This is a genomic window from Streptomyces sp. NPDC088732, assembly GCF_044751205.1.
Lineage (GTDB): Bacteria > Actinomycetota > Actinomycetes > Streptomycetales > Streptomycetaceae > Actinacidiphila.
Genome location: NZ_JBIVLI010000002.1, coordinates 134,388 through 150,533, shown reverse-complemented (window position 1 = coordinate 150,533; position 16,146 = coordinate 134,388). Strand labels below are relative to the sequence as shown.

At 73.7% G+C, this 16,146-nt stretch carries 16 protein-coding genes; 13 read left to right on the top strand and 3 right to left on the bottom strand.

Annotated features, from left to right (window positions below):
* Positions 1-15: 15 nt before the first annotated feature.
* The 7 genes from ACIP9H_RS03565 to ACIP9H_RS03535 all read left to right on the top strand — a co-directional run bounded on the left by ACIP9H_RS03565 (position 16) and on the right by ACIP9H_RS03535 (position 8,468).
* Complete coding sequence (locus tag ACIP9H_RS03565; protein WP_401582682.1) at positions 16-1,089, top strand: nitronate monooxygenase; 1,074 nt, start codon at positions 16-18, stop codon at positions 1,087-1,089.
* Entirely contained in the window at positions 1,086-1,823 is a 738-nt protein-coding gene (locus ACIP9H_RS03560) for a 16S rRNA (uracil(1498)-N(3))-methyltransferase (protein WP_401582681.1), read from the top strand. Before ACIP9H_RS03565 ends, ACIP9H_RS03560 begins: the two co-directional genes overlap by 4 nt.
* A gap of 394 nt (positions 1,824-2,217) precedes the next feature.
* Positions 2,218-5,484: a S41 family peptidase gene (locus ACIP9H_RS03555; RefSeq protein WP_401957270.1), complete on the top strand. Its 3,267-nt coding sequence runs from the start codon at positions 2,218-2,220 to the stop codon at positions 5,482-5,484.
* A 77-nt stretch (positions 5,485-5,561) separates the two neighbouring features.
* Positions 5,562-5,921 (top strand): histidine triad nucleotide-binding protein, encoded by a 360-nt coding sequence (locus ACIP9H_RS03550; protein WP_360906807.1) that lies wholly within the window; start codon positions 5,562-5,564, stop codon positions 5,919-5,921.
* A gap of 6 nt (positions 5,922-5,927) precedes the next feature.
* On the top strand, positions 5,928-6,833 hold the full coding sequence (locus tag ACIP9H_RS03545; RefSeq protein WP_401957267.1) for a ribonuclease Z: 906 nt from the start codon (positions 5,928-5,930) through the stop codon (positions 6,831-6,833).
* A 46-nt stretch (positions 6,834-6,879) separates the two neighbouring features.
* Positions 6,880-7,869, top strand: coding sequence for an adenosine deaminase (locus ACIP9H_RS03540; protein ID WP_401957265.1), 990 nt, complete (start codon positions 6,880-6,882; stop codon positions 7,867-7,869).
* A gap of 80 nt (positions 7,870-7,949) precedes the next feature.
* On the top strand, positions 7,950-8,468 hold the full coding sequence (locus ACIP9H_RS03535; RefSeq protein WP_401957262.1) for a hypothetical protein: 519 nt from the start codon (positions 7,950-7,952) through the stop codon (positions 8,466-8,468).
* Between the two features lie 22 nt (positions 8,469-8,490).
* Here ACIP9H_RS03535 and ACIP9H_RS03530 read toward each other — a convergent pair whose 3' ends face one another.
* Positions 8,491-9,417: an FHA domain-containing protein gene (locus ACIP9H_RS03530; protein ID WP_401957260.1), complete on the bottom strand. Its 927-nt coding sequence runs from the start codon at positions 9,415-9,417 to the stop codon at positions 8,491-8,493.
* 128 nt (positions 9,418-9,545) lie between these two features.
* On the opposite strand from ACIP9H_RS03530, the gene ACIP9H_RS03525 reads away from it, so the two are divergent.
* A complete protein-coding gene (locus ACIP9H_RS03525; RefSeq protein ID WP_401582668.1) occupies positions 9,546-10,637 on the top strand; it encodes a carbohydrate kinase family protein in 1,092 nt (363 codons plus the stop codon).
* A gap of 255 nt (positions 10,638-10,892) precedes the next feature.
* Here the strand turns inward: ACIP9H_RS03525 and ACIP9H_RS03520 are convergent, their stop codons facing one another.
* Together ACIP9H_RS03520 and ACIP9H_RS03515 are read right to left on the bottom strand one after the other, a co-directional pair.
* Positions 10,893-11,120, bottom strand: a complete 228-nt coding sequence (locus ACIP9H_RS03520) for a FitA-like ribbon-helix-helix domain-containing protein (protein WP_401957257.1) — start codon at positions 11,118-11,120, stop codon at positions 10,893-10,895.
* Between the two features lie 53 nt (positions 11,121-11,173).
* Entirely contained in the window at positions 11,174-11,689 is a 516-nt protein-coding gene (locus ACIP9H_RS03515; RefSeq protein ID WP_401957254.1) for a GNAT family N-acetyltransferase, read from the bottom strand.
* Between the two features lie 136 nt (positions 11,690-11,825).
* Between ACIP9H_RS03515 and ACIP9H_RS03510 the strand changes: the two genes are divergently transcribed.
* The 5 genes from ACIP9H_RS03510 to era all read left to right on the top strand — a co-directional run bounded on the left by ACIP9H_RS03510 (position 11,826) and on the right by era (position 16,121).
* Positions 11,826-12,851, top strand: coding sequence for a PhoH family protein (locus tag ACIP9H_RS03510; RefSeq protein WP_360906793.1), 1,026 nt, complete (start codon positions 11,826-11,828; stop codon positions 12,849-12,851).
* A 13-nt stretch (positions 12,852-12,864) separates the two neighbouring features.
* Positions 12,865-13,362 (top strand): rRNA maturation RNase YbeY, encoded by a 498-nt coding sequence (ybeY, locus tag ACIP9H_RS03505; protein ID WP_401957251.1) that lies wholly within the window; start codon positions 12,865-12,867, stop codon positions 13,360-13,362.
* Between the two features lie 5 nt (positions 13,363-13,367).
* A complete protein-coding gene (locus tag ACIP9H_RS03500; RefSeq protein ID WP_401582660.1) occupies positions 13,368-14,696 on the top strand; it encodes a hemolysin family protein in 1,329 nt (442 codons plus the stop codon).
* 56 nt (positions 14,697-14,752) lie between these two features.
* Complete coding sequence (locus ACIP9H_RS03495) at positions 14,753-15,109, top strand: cytidine deaminase (protein ID WP_401582659.1); 357 nt, start codon at positions 14,753-14,755, stop codon at positions 15,107-15,109.
* A gap of 61 nt (positions 15,110-15,170) precedes the next feature.
* Positions 15,171-16,121 (top strand): GTPase Era, encoded by a 951-nt coding sequence (gene era / locus ACIP9H_RS03490; RefSeq protein ID WP_401582657.1) that lies wholly within the window; start codon positions 15,171-15,173, stop codon positions 16,119-16,121.
* Positions 16,122-16,146 lie beyond the last annotated feature (25 nt).

Below are 16,146 nucleotides of genomic sequence, written 5' to 3'. Positions count from 1 at the left end.
TGAAACGATGGACGCATGGCCGCGCTGACCGATCTCTCGACCCTCGCCGCGCATCCGGTGGTGCAGGCGCCCATGGCCGGCGGTACGTCCACACCCGCCCTGGCGGCGGCCGTGGCCGAGGGCGGCGGCGTCGGCTTCCTGGCGGCCGGCTTCAAGACCGCCGAGGGCATGCGCGAGGAGATCGCCCGGATCCGCGGACTCACCTCCCGTCCCTTCGGCGTCAACGTCTTCATGCCGCAGCGCGAGACCGCCGACCCGGCGCGCGTCGAGGAGTTCGCCGCACGGGTGGCCGGGGAGGCCGGCCACTACGGCACGTCCCTGGGCGACCCCGCCACCGGCGGCGACGCCGTGCTGGAGGACGCGTACGGGGCGAAGATCGCGGCCCTGCTGGAGGACCCCGTCCCCCTGGTCAGCTTCACCTTCGGCTGCCCCGAACCCGCCGTGCTGCGCGGCTTCGCCGACGCCGGCACCGTCACCGTCGTCACCGTGACCTCCGTCGCCGAGGCGCGGGCCGCCGAGGAGGCGGGCGCGGCGGCGGTGTGCGTACAGGGTTCCGAGGCCGGCGGCCACCAGTCCACGCACCGCGACGACCCGGAGCGCGACGGCACGGAGACCGGGCTGCTCGCCCTCCTGCCGCAGGTGCGGGCGGCCGTGTCGCTGCCCCTGGTCGCGGCGGGCGGCATCATGCGCGGCGAGCAGATCGCCGCGGTGCTGGCGGCGGGCGCGGACGCCGCCCAGATGGGCACCGCCTTCCTGGCCTGCCCCGAGTCGGGGGCGCACCCCGTGCACAAACGGGCCCTGACCGACCCGGACTTCACGGCGACCCGGCTGACCCGCGCCTTCACCGGCCGCCCCGCGCGAAGCCTGGTCAACCGGTACCTGCGCGACCACGACCGGTACGCCCCGCCCGGCTATCCGCGCATCCACTTCCTGACCGCCCCCGTGCGCGCCGCCGCCGTGAAGGCCGGCGACCCCGGGGCGATGGCCCTGTGGGCCGGCCAGGGACACGCCATGGCACGCGACCTGCCCGCCATCGACCTCGTCCGGCTGCTCGCGGCCGAACTCGACTCCGCCCGGAGCGCTTTGTGACCGCCCCCGTCTTCGTCGTCGAGCCCGACGCCCTGGGCCCGGCCCGTATCACCCTCTCCGGCCCCGAGGGGCGGCACGCCGTCTCCGTACGGCGGCTGCAGGTCGGCGAGGAGATCGTGCTGACCGACGGTCAAGGGCGCGGCGCGCACGGCGTCGTGGCCGCCGTCGACGGCAAGGACACCCTCGAGGTCGACGTCACGGGCGTCCGGGAGGAGCCCGCCCCCCACCCGCGGATCACGGTCGTCCAGGCACTGCCCAAGGGCGACCGCGGCGAACTGGCCGTGGAGACCATGACGGAGGTCGGCGTCGACGCGATCGTGCCGTGGGCCGCGTCCCGCTGCATCACGCAGTGGAAGGGCGACCGCGGCGCCAAGTCCCTTGCCAAATGGCGCTCCACCGCCCGCGAGGCCGCCAAGCAGGCCCGCCGGCTGCGCTTCCCCGACGTTGCCGAGATGGTGACGACACGTCAACTCGCGCCGCTGCTCGCGGGGGCGGCCTTCGCCGCCGTCCTCCACGAGGAGGGCTCCGAACCGCTGGCCTCCGCGGGCCTTCCCGCGGACGGCGACATCGTCCTGGTCGTCGGACCCGAGGGCGGCGTCTCCCCCGAGGAACTGGACGCCCTGGCCGCCGCCGGGGCGAAGCCGTACCGGCTCGGTGCGAGTGTGCTGCGCACCTCGACGGCGGGGGTCGCGGCGACGGCGCTGCTGCTGGGGCGGACGGGGCGCTGGGGCTGAATTTTTTGTGTTCGCTCGCCTCCGGGCGCCCCTTTTTGTGTTCGCTCGCCTCCGGGCGCTTTGATCCGGTGCCGACGCTTCTTGACGCTGCGCTTCCTCGTTCCTCGGTCGCTGGGTCTCGTCGCTTTCGGCCCTTTTTGTGTTCGCTCGCCTCCGGGCGCTTTGACCCGGTGCCGACGCTTCTTGACGCTGCGCTTCCTCGTTGCTCGGTCGCTGGGTCTCGTCGCTTTCGGCACCGGCGCGCCCTTTGGCTCGCTCACGGGGGTGGGGGTGGGCCCTTGGGCATGGCGAAGCGTGGGGCGGGGCTGCTTTCAAGGGCGCGGGCGTGGGCGGGAGCGGCAAATGAGATCCAAAAGCCCTGACCCACAGGCCACGGGGTGGTTAGTGTGACGGCGTGACGCAGCCTTCGTACCTCCGCTTTCCGCATCTGCACGGCGACCTGATCACCTTCACCGCCGAGGACGACGTCTGGGCGGCCCCGCTCGACGGTGCCGGCCGGGCGTGGCGCGTGAGTGCGGACAACATGCCGGTCGCCCACCCGCGGTTCTCGCCGGACGGGGAACACGTGGCCTGGAGCTCGACGCGCGACGGGGCGCCGGAGGTCCATGTGGCGCCGGTCGACGGCGGCCCGTCGAAGCGGCTGACGTACTGGGGCGCCGGGCGCACCCTCGTGCGGGGCTGGACGGCCGACGGCGAGGTGCTGGCCATCAGCCCGCAGGGGCAGGCGTCGTCGCGCCGGAGCTGGGCGTGGGCCGTCCCGCTGGACGGGGGGCCGGCCCGGCAGCTGCCGTACGGGCCGGTGGGGGACGTCGCGTACGGGCCGGACGGCGCCGTGCTGCTGCTGTCGGCCACGATGGGCCGTGAGGCGGCGGCGTGGAAGCGCTACCGCGGCGGCACGGCGGGCAAGCTGTGGATCGACCGCACGGGGAGCGGGGAGTTCGAGCGGGTCCACGCGGATCTGGACGGCAACCTGGAGTGCGCGATGTGGGTGGGGGACCGCCTGGCGTTCCTCTCCGACCACGAGGGCGTGGGCGGGCTCTATTCGAGCCTTCCCGACGGGAGCGACCTGCGGCGGCACACCGCCGTGGAGGAGGGCGGCTTCTACGCGCGGCAGGCCACGACCGACGGCACCCGGGTGGTGTACACCAGCACCGGGCGGCTGTTCCTGCTGGACGACCTCGACGGCGCCGAGGCCCGCCCGCTGGAGGTGCGCCTGGGCGGCCAGCGCACGGATCTGCAGCCGCATCCCGTGCACGCCGGCAGCCATCTCGGTGACGCGCGCCCGGACCACACCGGCCGCGGCAGCGCCGTCGAGGTGCGCGGCACCACGCACTGGGTCACCCACCGCGGCGGTCCCGCGCGGGCGCTGGCCGCCGAGCCGGGGGTGCGCACCAGGCTGCCGCGGGTGTTCGGCGGCGAGGGCGACCAGCAGGTCGTGTGGGTGACGGACGCGGAGGGCGAGGACGCGCTGGAGATCGCGCCCGCCGCGGGCGGGGTCCCCGCGCCGCGCCGGCTGGCCGCGGGGCGGCTCGGCCGCGTCCTGTCGATGGCCGTGTCCCCCGACGGCCACCGGATCGCGGTCGCCTCGCACGACGGCCAGGTGCTGCTGGTCGAGGCGCAGACCGGCGAGGTGCGCACGGTCGTGGAGAGCGCGTACGGTCACGCCCGCGGCCTGGCCTTCTCGCCGGACTCCGCGTGGCTGGCCTGGTCGCAGCCGGGGCGGGAGCCGCTGAGCCAGCTCAAGCTGGCGTCCACCGCCGACCTGACCGTCGTCGACGCGACGCCGCTGCGCTTCAACGACTTCTCGCCCGCCTTCACCGCCGACGGCAAGCACCTGGCCTTCCTGTCCGAGCGGTCCTTCGACCCGGTCTACGACGAGCATGTCTTCGACATGGCCTTCCTCGCGGCCTGCCGCCCGCACCTGATCACTCTTGCCGCCACCACCCCCTCGCCGTTCGGCCCGCAGCTCCACGGCCGGCCCGTCGACTCCTCGGCGGAGGACAAGGACGGCGACGACCGCGGCCAGGACGAGGCCAAGAACCCCAAGGGCGAGTCCCGCAAGGAGGACGGCGAGGAGCGTCCCCGCGTCCCCGCCACCCGGGTCGACGTCGAGGGCCTGGCCGACCGGATCGTGCCGTTCCCGGTCGAGGCGGCCAGGTACTCCACGCTGCGCGCGGCCAAGGACGGCGTCCTGTGGCTGCGCCACCCCGTGCGGGGCGTGCTCGGCGCGAGCCTGGCGTCCCCGGAGTCGGAGCCGCCGTCCAGCGTGCTGGAGCGGTACGACCTCAAGCAGTTGCGGGTGGAGGAGATCGCCGACGACGCGGACGACTACGCGGTCAGCGGTGACGGCAACAAGGTGCTGGTCTCCTCCGGGAACCGGCTGCGGGTGGCCGCCGCCGACCACAAGTCCACGCCCTCCGAGGACGATTCGGACAGCAATGTGACGGTGGACCTGTCCCGGGTCCGCGTCACCGTCGACCCGCACGCCGAGTGGCGCCAGATGTACGACGAGGCGCACCGCCTCATGCGCGACAACTTCTGGCGTGCCGACATGGGCGGCGTCGACTGGGACGGCGTGCGCGACCGCTACCGCCCGGTGCTGGACCGCGTCGCCACCCACGACGACCTGACCGACCTGCTGTGGGAGGTGGCCGGCGAGCTCGGCACCTCGCACGCGTACGTCAGCCCGCCCGGCGGGCGCGTCGACTCCCTGTACCGGCAGGGCCTGCTCGGTGCCGATCTCGTGCGTGACGAGGACGGCGTCTGGCGGATCGGGCGCGTGCTGCCCTCGGAGACCTCCGACCCGCGCGCCCGTGCCCCGCTGGCCGCGCCCGGGGTCGCGGTGCGGGCCGGGGACGCGATCCTCGCGGTCGACGGCCGGCCCGTGGACCCGGTGGCCGGGCCCGGCCCGCTGCTGATCGGGACCGTGCGCAAGCCCGTCGAGCTGACGGTGGCGCCGGCCGACGGGAGCGCCCCGCGGCATGTGGTCGTCGTGCCCATCCCGGACGAGGAGCCGCTGCGGTACCACGACTGGGTCGCCGGGCGGCGTGCCCACGTCCGTGAGGCCTCGGACGGCCGGCTGGGCTATGTGCACGTACCCGACATGGTGGGTTCGGGCTGGGCGCAGCTCCACCGCGACCTGCGGGTCGAGGTCGCCCGCGAGGGGCTGATCGTGGACGTCCGGGAGAACCGCGGCGGCCACACCTCGCAGCTCGTGGTCGAGAAGCTCGCCCGCCGTGTCGTCGGCTGGGACCTGCCGCGCGGGCTGCCCGCGTTCACCTACCCCATGGACGCCCCGCGCGGCCCGGTCGTCGCGGTCGCCAACGAGTTCTCCGGTTCGGACGGCGACATCGTCAACGCGGCCATCAAGGCGCTCGGGATCGGGCCCGTGGTGGGCACCCGGACCTGGGGCGGGGTCATCGGCATCGACTCCCGCTACCACCTGGTGGACGGCACGCTGGTGACCCAGCCGAAGTACGCGACCTGGATGGAGGGCGTCGGCTGGGACCTGGAGAACCACGGTGTCGACCCGGACGTCGAGGTCCCGCAGACGCCGCAGGACTGGGCGGCCGGCCGCGACCCGCAGCTCGACACCGCGATCCGTCTCGCCCTCGACGCGCTCGCGGAGAACCCGGCGCGCACGGCGCCGCCGCTGCCGTGACCCCGGCTCCGCCGGGGCACCGGTAGCATGCCCGTACCGATCAACGAAGCGACCCACGACGTGCCGGAGGCGCCACGGTGGCGGGAGAACCGCAGGCGGACTGCCTGTTCTGCAAGATCGTCGCGGGGAGCGTGCCCGCGACCGTCGTCCGCGAGACGGCGACGACGGTCGCGTTCCGCGACATAAACCCGCAGGCGCCGACGCATGTGCTGGTGATCCCCAAGGCGCACTACCCGGACGCGGCCTCCCTCGCGGCGGCCGAGCCGCAGTTGGCCGCCGACGTGCTGCGCGAGGCGGGCGAGGTGGCGGCCGAGGACAAGGTGGACGGGACCGGCTACCGGATCGTCTTCAACACCGGGTCGGGCGCGGGCCAGACGGTCTTCCACGCCCACGCGCACGTGCTCGGCGGGCGCGGCCTGGACTGGCCCCCGGGATAACGGCCCGTGTCCGCACGCGAACTCGTCGTCCTGGGCACGGCCAGCCAGGTCCCGACACGGCACCGCAACCACAACGGCTACTTCCTGCGCTGGGACGGCGAGGGCATCCTCTTCGACCCCGGCGAGGGCACCCAGCGCCAGATGCTGCGCGCCGGGGTGGCCGCGCACGACCTGACCCGGCTGTGCGTCACGCACTTCCACGGCGACCACAGCCTGGGCGTGGCCGGGGTGATCCAGCGGATCAACCTCGACCGGGTGCCGCACCCCGTCACCGCCCACTACCCCGCGTCGGGGCGGCACTTCTTCGACCGGCTCCGCTACGCGACGGCGTACCGCGAGACGGTGAAGCTGCGCGAGGAGCCGGTGTCCGGCGAGACCGCCGTCCTGACCGACGGCGCCTTCCGGCTGGAGGCGCGCCGGCTCTCCCACCCCGTGGAGGCGTACGGCTACCGGCTCGTCGAGCCGGACGGCCGGCGCATGCTGCCGGACCGGCTCGCGGCGCTCGGCATCAGCGGACCCGCGGTCGGCCGTCTCCAGCGCGACGGCGAGGCCGACGGCGTCACCCTGGCCGAGGTCAGCGAGGTGCGGCCGGGCCAGCGCTTCGGCTTCGTGATGGACACCCGGTTGTGCGACGCGGTGTACGCGCTCGCGGACGGCTGCGACCTGCTGGTCATCGAGTCCACCTTCCTCGACGAGGACGCCTCCCTCGCCGAGGAGCACGGGCATCTGACGGCTGGTCAAGCAGCGCGGGTGGCGGCCGAGTCCGGGGTCCGCCATCTGGTGCTCACCCATTTCTCCCAGCGCTACACCGACCCCGAGGCCTTCGAGCGGCAGGCCCGCGGTGCCGGCTTCGCGGGGGAGCTGACCGTCGCGCAGGACCTCGGCCGGGTCCCGGTGCCGCGCCGCCGCTGACCCGCCGCGGGCCGGTTCGCACCGCTGTGACCTGTACCGTTGCCGGGTGACGATCCCGAAGGCCGAACTCCATCTGCACATCGAAGGCACCCTCGAACCGGAGCTGGCCTTCGCCCTCGCCGAGCGCAACGGGGTCACGCTGCCGTTCGCGTCGGCGGACGAACTGCGCCGGGCGTACGCCTTCGACGACCTGCAGTCGTTCCTCGACCTGTACTACGCGCTGATGGCCGTGCTCCGCACCGAGCAGGACTTCGCCGACCTCGCCGACGCCTACCTGGCGCGGGCCGCCGCGCAGGGGGTGCGGCACGCGGAGATCTTCTTCGACCCGCAGGCGCACACCGCGCGGGGGGTGCCGATCGGGACCGTCGTGGAGGGCCTGGCACGGGCGCTGGACGCCGGCCGGGAGCGGCACGGCGTCAGCACACGGCTGATCATGTGCTTCCTGCGCGACGAGTCCGCCGCGTCCGCGTGGGAGACCTTCGAGGCCGCCCGGCCCCACCTGCACCGCATCACGGCGGTCGGGCTGGACTCGGCCGAGGTGGGCCATCCGCCGTCGAAGTTCCGCGAGGTCTACGCGGCGGCCGCGGAGGCGGGGCTCCGGCGTGTGGCGCACGCCGGGGAGGAGGGGCCGCCCGCGTACGTACGGGAGGCCCTGGACGTCCTCGGCGTGGAGCGGATCGACCACGGCATCCGCAGCATGGAGGACCCGGAGCTGGTCGCCCGGCTGGTGCGCGACCAAGTCCCGCTGACCGTCTGCCCGTTGTCCAACGTGCGGCTGCGCTGCGTGCCCGCCCTGGCGGAGCACCCGCTGCCCGCGATGCTCGACGCGGGGCTGCTGGTCACCGTCAACTCCGACGACCCCGCCTACTTCGGCGGGTACGCCGGCGACAACTTCGACGCCCTGCGCGACGCGCTCGGCCTCGACGAGGACACCCTGCGGCGCCTGGCGCGCAACTCCTTCCACGCCGCCTTCCTGGACGACGAGGAGGTCCTGCGCGCCCGCTATCTCGCCGAAGTGGACGCGTACGTCTTCTGAGTTCCCTGCCCGTTCCGGGGGCAGGCGTTCTGAGTACGCGCACTCATGCGGACGGCGTCCGCCGGACGGAGCATGGACTCATGGGAAAGCACCCGATACGGCCCCTGGCGGCCGTCACGCTGATCGTTTCGGTACCGGTCGCCGTCTGGGGCCTGCTGGGCCGGCAGGACGCCCCCGGCTTCCGCCCCTCCGAACTCGACTACCTGGTGCGGCCCTTCGACATCCCGGCCGGTGTGGAGACCGGCCTGGGCGTCGCGGCGGCAGTGCTGGCCGTGGCTGCTGCGACCGTGCTGGGGCTCGCCTCGCGGCGACCCGGGCCGGAGCGGTTCGACGGACGGTGGTGGCAGGTGCTCGGCCCGCTGGTGGCGGCCGGAGCGCTGGCCGGTGCGGGCTGGCGGGTCGTGACCGCGGGCGGCATCGGCGCCAACATCGGCGCCGGGCTGGTGATCCTGTTCGGCGGCCCGCTCGTCGCCGCGCTGCTGGCCTGGTCGGCGGGGCGCGGTCTGTGGCTGGCCCGCGCGGGGCGCCGCGGCCCCCGTCCGCCGCGCGGCGGCACGGGCGGCGCGGGCTGGCGGCCGGTGCCCCGCGAGGGTGTGTGACGACCGCATAGCTGACGCATCGTCAGTTGCGGCTTCCGCCGTGCCGGCTCGCGTGCCGTCCGGCCTCCCGCCCCCGCCGGCGCGCCGCCTTCGACAGGGCCGCGCCGGCGCCGAACAGCACCGCACCGCCGCCGAACGCGGCGAACCCCAGCGGTGCCTTCGGCGCTCCCCACAAGTGCTCGGCGAAGGGGTCGGGCGGCACCGCGGCGCTGCCCGTGCCGCCCAGGAGGCCGAGGATCAGGGACACCCAGATCACGAACCCGGCGAGCGCGACGAGCACGCCCAGCACCATCAGGGCGCGGCCCGGCCCCTGCCCCGGGGCGGCGACCGCGCCGTCCGGGTCGTCGTCCGGGTCGTCGTACGGACCGGCGTACGCCGCGTCAGGGACCTCCGGGCCGTCCGCCGCGGGCTCCGGCGGATCGTCCCGGTAGAGGTCGCGGCCCACCAGGAACTGCTCGTGCGCCGAGACGTACCGCCGCGTGCGGCCGCGCGGGGCCGGGCCGCGGACGTCGCCGAGGTCGACGGCCACCGAGGGCGCGGCGGGCGGCGGGGGGTCGTCGGGAGCGGACCCGTCAGGGTCCTGTCCGGCCGGCTCCCGTTCCGGCTCGCGTCCCGGCGGCGCCTCCCGGTCGCCGCCCGAGGCCACCGACAGCCGCAGTTCGACATGCCCGATCCGCACCAGGTCGCCGTCCCGCAGCGGCCGCGGCGCCATGAGGCGGTCCCCGTTGAGGAACGTGCCGTTGGTCGAGCCCAGGTCGGCGAGGACGACATGGCTCCCGGCACGGTTCATCGCCGCGTGCCGCCTGCTGATCCCCTCGCCGTCGAGCCGGATGCCGCTCCCGGGCAGTCTGCCGATCTCGCAGTACCCGGCCGGGACGTCGTAGACGGTTCCCTCGTCCGGCCCGGACGTGACGATCAGCCGCGGTGGTGAAGCCGAAGGTCCGGGCATGTTCAGCCCCCGCCGTTCGTCCGCTTTCCTTCATGATCCGCCCGAGTGTCCGAACGGACAAACGCATATGGGCGGGGGCCGTCGCGCGTACGATCGTCCGAACGACACCAGGTCGGGAGGAACCCCGGGTGGAAGACCAGCCCGTCCTCGATCCGCTGGCCGCCGTGCGCGCCGCGGACGACCCGGAGACCGATGTGTACCTGACCGGCACGGTCTTCCTGGACATCATCTTCACCGGTCTCGACACCGCGCCCGTGCGCGGCACCGAGTCCTGGGCCCGCGGCATGGGCTCCAGCCCCGGCGGGGTCGCCAACATGGCCACCGCGCTGGCCCGGCTCGGCCTGCGCACCTGCCTGGCCGCCGCCTTCGGCGACGACATGTACGGCGACTACTGCTGGGACTCCCTCGCCGAGGGGGAGGACATCGACCTGGCGCCCTCCCGGAGGATTCCCGGCTGGCACTCGCCGGTCACCGTCTCCATGGCGTACGAGGGCGAGCGGACCATGGTCAGCCACGGCCACGAGGCCCCGCCGCCGGAGGAGGCGGCCCCGGTGTGCCCGCCGCCGAGCCGGGCTTGTGTGGCCTCGCTGGTGCCCGGCCGGCCGCGGCAGGAGTGGATCGGGCACGCCGCCCGGCACGGCAGCCGGGTCTTCGCCGACGTCGGCTGGGACGAGTCCGGCCGCTGGGACCCCTCCGACCTGAGCGATCTGGAGCACTGCGAGGCGTTCCTGCCCAATGCGGCGGAGGCGATGGCCTACACCCGCACCGACTGCCCCCGGGCCGCCGCCCGCAAGCTGGCGGAGCTGGTGCCGCTGGCGGTGGTGACGCTCGGCCCCGAGGGCGCCTACGCGGTGGACTCCGGTTCCGGGCAGTGCGCGCAGGTGCCCGCGCTCGACGTGGAGGCGCTCGACCCGACGGGGGCGGGCGACGTCTTCGTCGCGGCCTTCGTGACCGGCACGCTCGCCGGCTGGGCGCTGGACGACCGCCTGTCCTTCGCCTGCCTGGCCGCCGCGCTGTCGGTGCAGGAGTTCGGCGGCTCGCTGTCGGCACCCGGCTGGATCGAGATCGCCGCGTGGTGGCAGCACGCCAAGGCCTACGACGACCAGGACCGCACGGCGCTGCGCCGCTACGCCTTCCTGGACGACCTGCTCCCCACCGGCACCCGCCGCTGGCCGCTGCGCCGTGCGGTGCCGACGATCGGCTTCCGGCCGTACCGCTGAGCGGTCGCCTCACGCGACCATGCGGGGCAGCGCGCCGGCCCCGTCGGCGCGATCCGCGAGCGCGACCTACGACGCGCCGTACGCCGACAGGCCGGTGCGCGGTTCCGGACCCGTTCGAGCAGGGCGTATCCGGGCGGGCGCCGAATCGACGGGGCGGACAGCAGGGTGATCGCCGCCACCTCCCGGCGACAGACCGCGGACCGCACGGGCCGCCGCGGGTGGGGGCGAGGACGATCCCCTGCGCGTCGGCGACGATCACCGGTGAGGCCCCTCGTCGAGGGGGCCCAGCAGGTCGTCGAGCGTGTAGTCGGCCGTCGCAGACTTCCGGGCACGGGCCAGTACGTCGTCGGGCGTCGGCGTTCGCGCCTGCGAGATCAGCCATCGGCGCAGGTAATCCTCGAGGGACTGGTGCGCCGCGAGCGCGCGGTGCCCGAGCGCGCGGTGCACCTTGTCGGGGACGTCCGTGATCCGGATGTTCGCCATGCCCGCCACGCTGGCATGCCGCAGGCCTCCCCGCCCGCGTATCGCCCTCGGGTTCACACCCTGCGCTGAAGCACCTGCCCCGGCCAGGGGTCGCCCCCGGCCCGCGGCACGGTGAACGGTTCCGCCCGGGTGAAGCCCAGCGCCTCGTACTGCCGCACGAGCCGCCCGTTGCCGCCCGCGTAGCAGTCGACCCGCAGCAGGCCCACGCCCCGGCGGCGGGCCTCGGCGACCGCGTCGTCGACCAGCGCGGCGCCGATGCCGCTCCCGGAGCGCGCGCGGTCGGTGACCAGCAGCCGGATGTACAGCTCGGGCTCGCCGGCCGGCGGCGTGAACTGCGGGGGCTCCTCGGCGAGCACGCACACACCGGCCGCCTCGCCGCCCACCTCGGCGACGCGCAGCAGGTACTCCTCGGTGTACCGGCGGGTCCGTTCGACGGCCGCCGGGCGGGACGACCACGGCTCGGTGCCCCACTGCCCAGTGCGGCCGCGCGCGGTGAGCCAGGCGACGGCGCCGTCGAGCAGGGCGAGCGTGGCGGTGAGGTCGCCGGGGCCTCCGGTGCGGATCTGCATGGCGCAGTTCTACCCGTCGCGTGACGCAGCGTAAAACCCCTCGGCACGTCCGTCGCACCGACGTACCCTTGAACCCCAAGCCCAGTGGTATGTCGAAGAGCAGAAGGCGGGATGAGCAGGCCGAAGTGCCTGGCCCATGACACAGACACCGACAACGCAGCAACCGCAGGCGAGCGCCCACTTCGTCGTACCGGCCAAGCACCCCATGGTGACTGTCCTGGGGTCCGGCGACTCGCTCCTGCGCGTGATCGAGAAGGCGTTCCCGGCCGTCGACATCCATGTACGAGGCAATGAGATCAGCGCGACCGGTGAATCGGCCGACGTCGCCCTGGTCCAGCGCCTGTTCGACGAAATGATGCTGGTGCTGCGCACCGGACAGCCGATGACGGAGGACGCCGTGGAGCGGTCGATCGCCATGCTCCGCCAGGACAGCGGAGACGACGGCCTGGAGGAGACCCCTTCCCAGGTCCTGACCCAGAACATCCTGTCCAGCCGGGGCCGCACGATCCGCCCCAAGACGCTGAACCAGAAGCGCTATGTCGACGCCATCGACAAGCACACGATCGTCTTCGGGATCGGCCCGGCGGGCACCGGCAAGACCTACCTGGCGATGGCCAAGGCCGTGCAGGCCCTGCAGTCCAAGCAGGTCAACCGGATCATCCTGACCCGTCCCGCCGTCGAGGCCGGCGAGCGGCTCGGCTTCCTGCCGGGCACGCTCTACGAGAAGATCGACCCGTACCTGCGCCCGCTGTACGACGCGCTGCACGACATGGTCGACCCCGACTCCATCCCGCGCCTCATGGCGAGCGGGACGATCGAGGTCGCCCCGCTGGCGTACATGCGCGGCCGTACGCTCAACGACGCGTTCATCATCCTCGACGAGGCGCAGAACACCAGCGCCGAGCAGATGAAGATGTTCCTCACCCGGCTCGGCTTCGACTCCAAGATCGTCATCACCGGCGACGTCACGCAGGTCGACCTCCCGGGCGGCACGAAGAGCGGCCTGCGCCAGGTCGTGGACATCCTGGACGGTGTCGAGGACGTGCACTTCTCGCGCCTGACGAGCACCGATGTCGTACGCCATAAGCTGGTCGGGCGCATCGTGGACGCCTACGAGCGCTACGACGACCTCAACGGCAACCGAAACGGCAACGGAAAGTAGCCACCGAAGCACTATGGCGATCGACGTCAACAACGAATCCGGCCGGGATTTCGACGAGGCGGCTGTGCTCGACATCAGCCGCTACGCCCTGCAGCACATGCGCATCCATCCGCTGTCCGAGCTCTCGGTCATCGCGATCGACGCCGACGCCATGGAGCAGCTGCACATCCAGTGGATGGACGAACCGGGCCCCACCGACGTCATGTCCTTCCCGATGGACGAACTGCGTCCCGGGAAGGACGACGAGGAGCCCCCGCAGGGCCTGCTCGGGGACATCGTGCTCTGCCCCGAGGTGGCCAAGCAGCAGGGCGCGGCGGCCGCGACGAAGCACTCCATGGACGAGGAGCTCCAACTGCTCACCGTCCACGGGGTGCTGCACCTGCTCGGCTACGACCACGACGAGGCCGACGAGAAGGCCGAGATGTTCGGCCTGCAGAAGGCCATCCTCGACGGCTGGCGCGCCGAGCGCGGCATCCAGGGCCCCTCCCCGGCCCCGACCACCACCCACTGATCACGATGGTGGTCTATGCCGTCCTGCTGGTCGTCGTCGCATGGCTCGCCGCCTGCGCCGAGGCCGGCATCGCCCGCATGTCCCGCTTCCGTGCCGAGGCGGCGCTGCGGGCGGGCCGCCGGGGTGCGGACAAGCTCCTGGCGGTCGCCTCGGACCCCACGCGCTATCTCAATGTGGCCCTGCTGGTGCGCGTGGCCTGCGAGATGGCGGCGGCGGTGCTCGTCACGGTGCTGTGCGTACGGCACTTCGAGCCGACCTGGCAGGCGCTGCTCGTCGCCATCGGCGTGATGATCGTCGTCTCGTACGTGGCCGTGGGCGTCTCCCCGCGCACCATCGGCCGCCAGCACCCGCTGAACACGGCCACCGCGGCGGCGTACGTCCTGCTGCCGCTGGCCAGGGTGATGGGCCCGATCCCCGCGCTGCTGATCCTCCTCGGCAACGCGTTCACCCCCGGCAAGGGCTTCCGGCAGGGCCCGTTCGCCTCCGAGGCCGAACTGCGGGCGCTGGTCGACCTCGCCGAGAGCGAGTCCCTGATCGAGGACGAGGAGCGCCGCATGGTGCACTCCGTCTTCGAGCTCGGCGACACACTGGTGCGCGAGGTGATGGTGCCGCGCACCGAACTGGTCGCCATCGAGCGCTTCAAGACGCTCCGGCAGGCCATGACGCTCGCCCTGCGCAGCGGGTTCTCCCGCATCCCCGTCACGGGGGAGAGCGAGGACGACATCGTCGGCATCGTCTACCTCAAGGACCTCGCCCGGCGCGTGCACATCAACCGCGACTCCGAGACCGACCCGGTCTCCTCGGTGATGCGCCCGGCCGCCTTCGTGCCGGACACCAAGAACGCCGGCGACCTGCTGCGCGAGATGCAGCGCGAGCGCAACCACGTCGCCGTTGTCATCGACGAGTACGGCGGCACGGCCGGCATCGTCACCATCGAGGACATCCTGGAGGAGATCGTCGGCGAGATCACCGACGAGTACGACCGCGAGCTGCCGCCCGTCGAGGAACTGGGCGACGGCCGCTACCGGGTGACCGCCCGCCTCGACCTGGGCGACCTCGGCGAGCTGTACGGGGTCGACCTGGACGACGAGGACGTGGAGACCGTCGGCGGCCTGCTCGCCAAGATCCTCGGCCGGGTGCCCATCCCGGGCGCCTCCGCGGTCGTGGAACTGCCCGAGACCGCCTCGGCCCCCGACGCCCCCGCCGCGCTGCGCCTGACCGCCGAGGCCCCGTCGGGGCGCCGCAACCGGATCGGCGCGGTGCTGGTCGACCCGCTGCCCGCCCCGGTGGAGGGCGCCGGCAGCGACACCCCGGACGGGGCCGTACGCGGCTAGGACCTGCCCTGGGAACCCGTCCCCGGCGGGCAGTTCATGGCGGATACGCTGACCGCATGAGCGACGAGCAGCCGGTGCAGGACCCCGAGGACCGCAAGATCATCACGCTGGCCCGCTCGGCGCGGGCCCGGGGCGGCGTTCCCGAGGGCGCGGCCGTGCGGGACGGGACGGGGCGCACCTACGTCGCGGGCACGGTGGCGCTGCCGTCGCTGGCGCTCAGCGCCCTGCGCACGGCCGTCGCCATGGCCGTCGCGAGCGGCGCCACGTCCCTGGAGGCCGCGGCGGTCGTCACGGCGGCCGACACGGTGCCCGAGCAGGACCTGGCCGCCGTGCGCGACCTCGGCGGCCCGGACACCCCGGTGCTCCTCGCGGGCCCGGACGGCGCGCTGCGCGCCACCGTCCGCACGCGGTGATCCGCGGCGGGCGCCCGGCGGCAGGGCGCGTGCGTCGGGCGGGCCCGGAGGATCAGGGACAATGGTCGCCATGAGCGTTCGTACCGAGACCACTGCCCCCGCCCACCGGGCCGGCTTCGCCTGCTTCGTGGGCCGCCCCAACGCGGGCAAGTCGACCCTGACCAACGCTCTGGTCGGGACGAAGGTGGCGATCACCTCCAACCGCCCGCAGACCACCCGGCACACCGTGCGCGGCATCGTGCACCGGCCGGACGCGCAGCTCGTGCTGGTCGACACCCCGGGACTGCACAAGCCCCGCACCCTGCTCGGCGAGCGGCTCAACGACGTGGTCCGCACCACGTGGGCCGAGGTCGACGTGATCGGCTTCTGCCTGCCCGCCAACGAGAAGCTGGGCCCCGGCGACCGCTACATCGCCAAGGAGCTGGCGGAGGTCCGCAAGACCCCCAAGGTCGCGATCGTCACCAAGACCGACCTGGTGGACTCCAAGCGCCTCGCCGAGCAGCTCATCGCCATCCACCAGCTGGGCGCCGAAGTCGGCATCGAGTGGGCCGAGATCATCCCCGTCTCCGCCGTCGGCGACACCCAGGTCGGCCTCCTCGCCGACCTGCTGGTCCCGCTCCTCCCCGAGGGCCCGGCCCTGTACCCGGAGGGCGACCTCACCGACGAGCCCGAGCAGGTGATGGTCGCCGAGCTGATCCGCGAGGCCGCGCTGGAGGGCGTGCGCGACGAACTGCCGCACTCCATCGCCGTGGTGGTCGAGGAGATGCTGCCCCGCGAGGACCGCCCGGCGGACCGGCCGCTGCTCGACATCCACGCCAACATCTACATTGAGCGGCCCAGCCAGAAGGGCATCATCATCGGCCCCAAGGGCGCCCGGCTCAAGGAGGTCGGCACCACCTCCCGCCGCCACATCGAGGCCCTGCTCGGCACGCCGGTCTTCCTCGACCTGCACGTGAAGGTCGCCAAGGACTGGCAGCGCGACCCCAAGCAGCTGCGCAAGCTGGGCTTCTAGGGCGCCACCCGACCGCGGCCGGCCG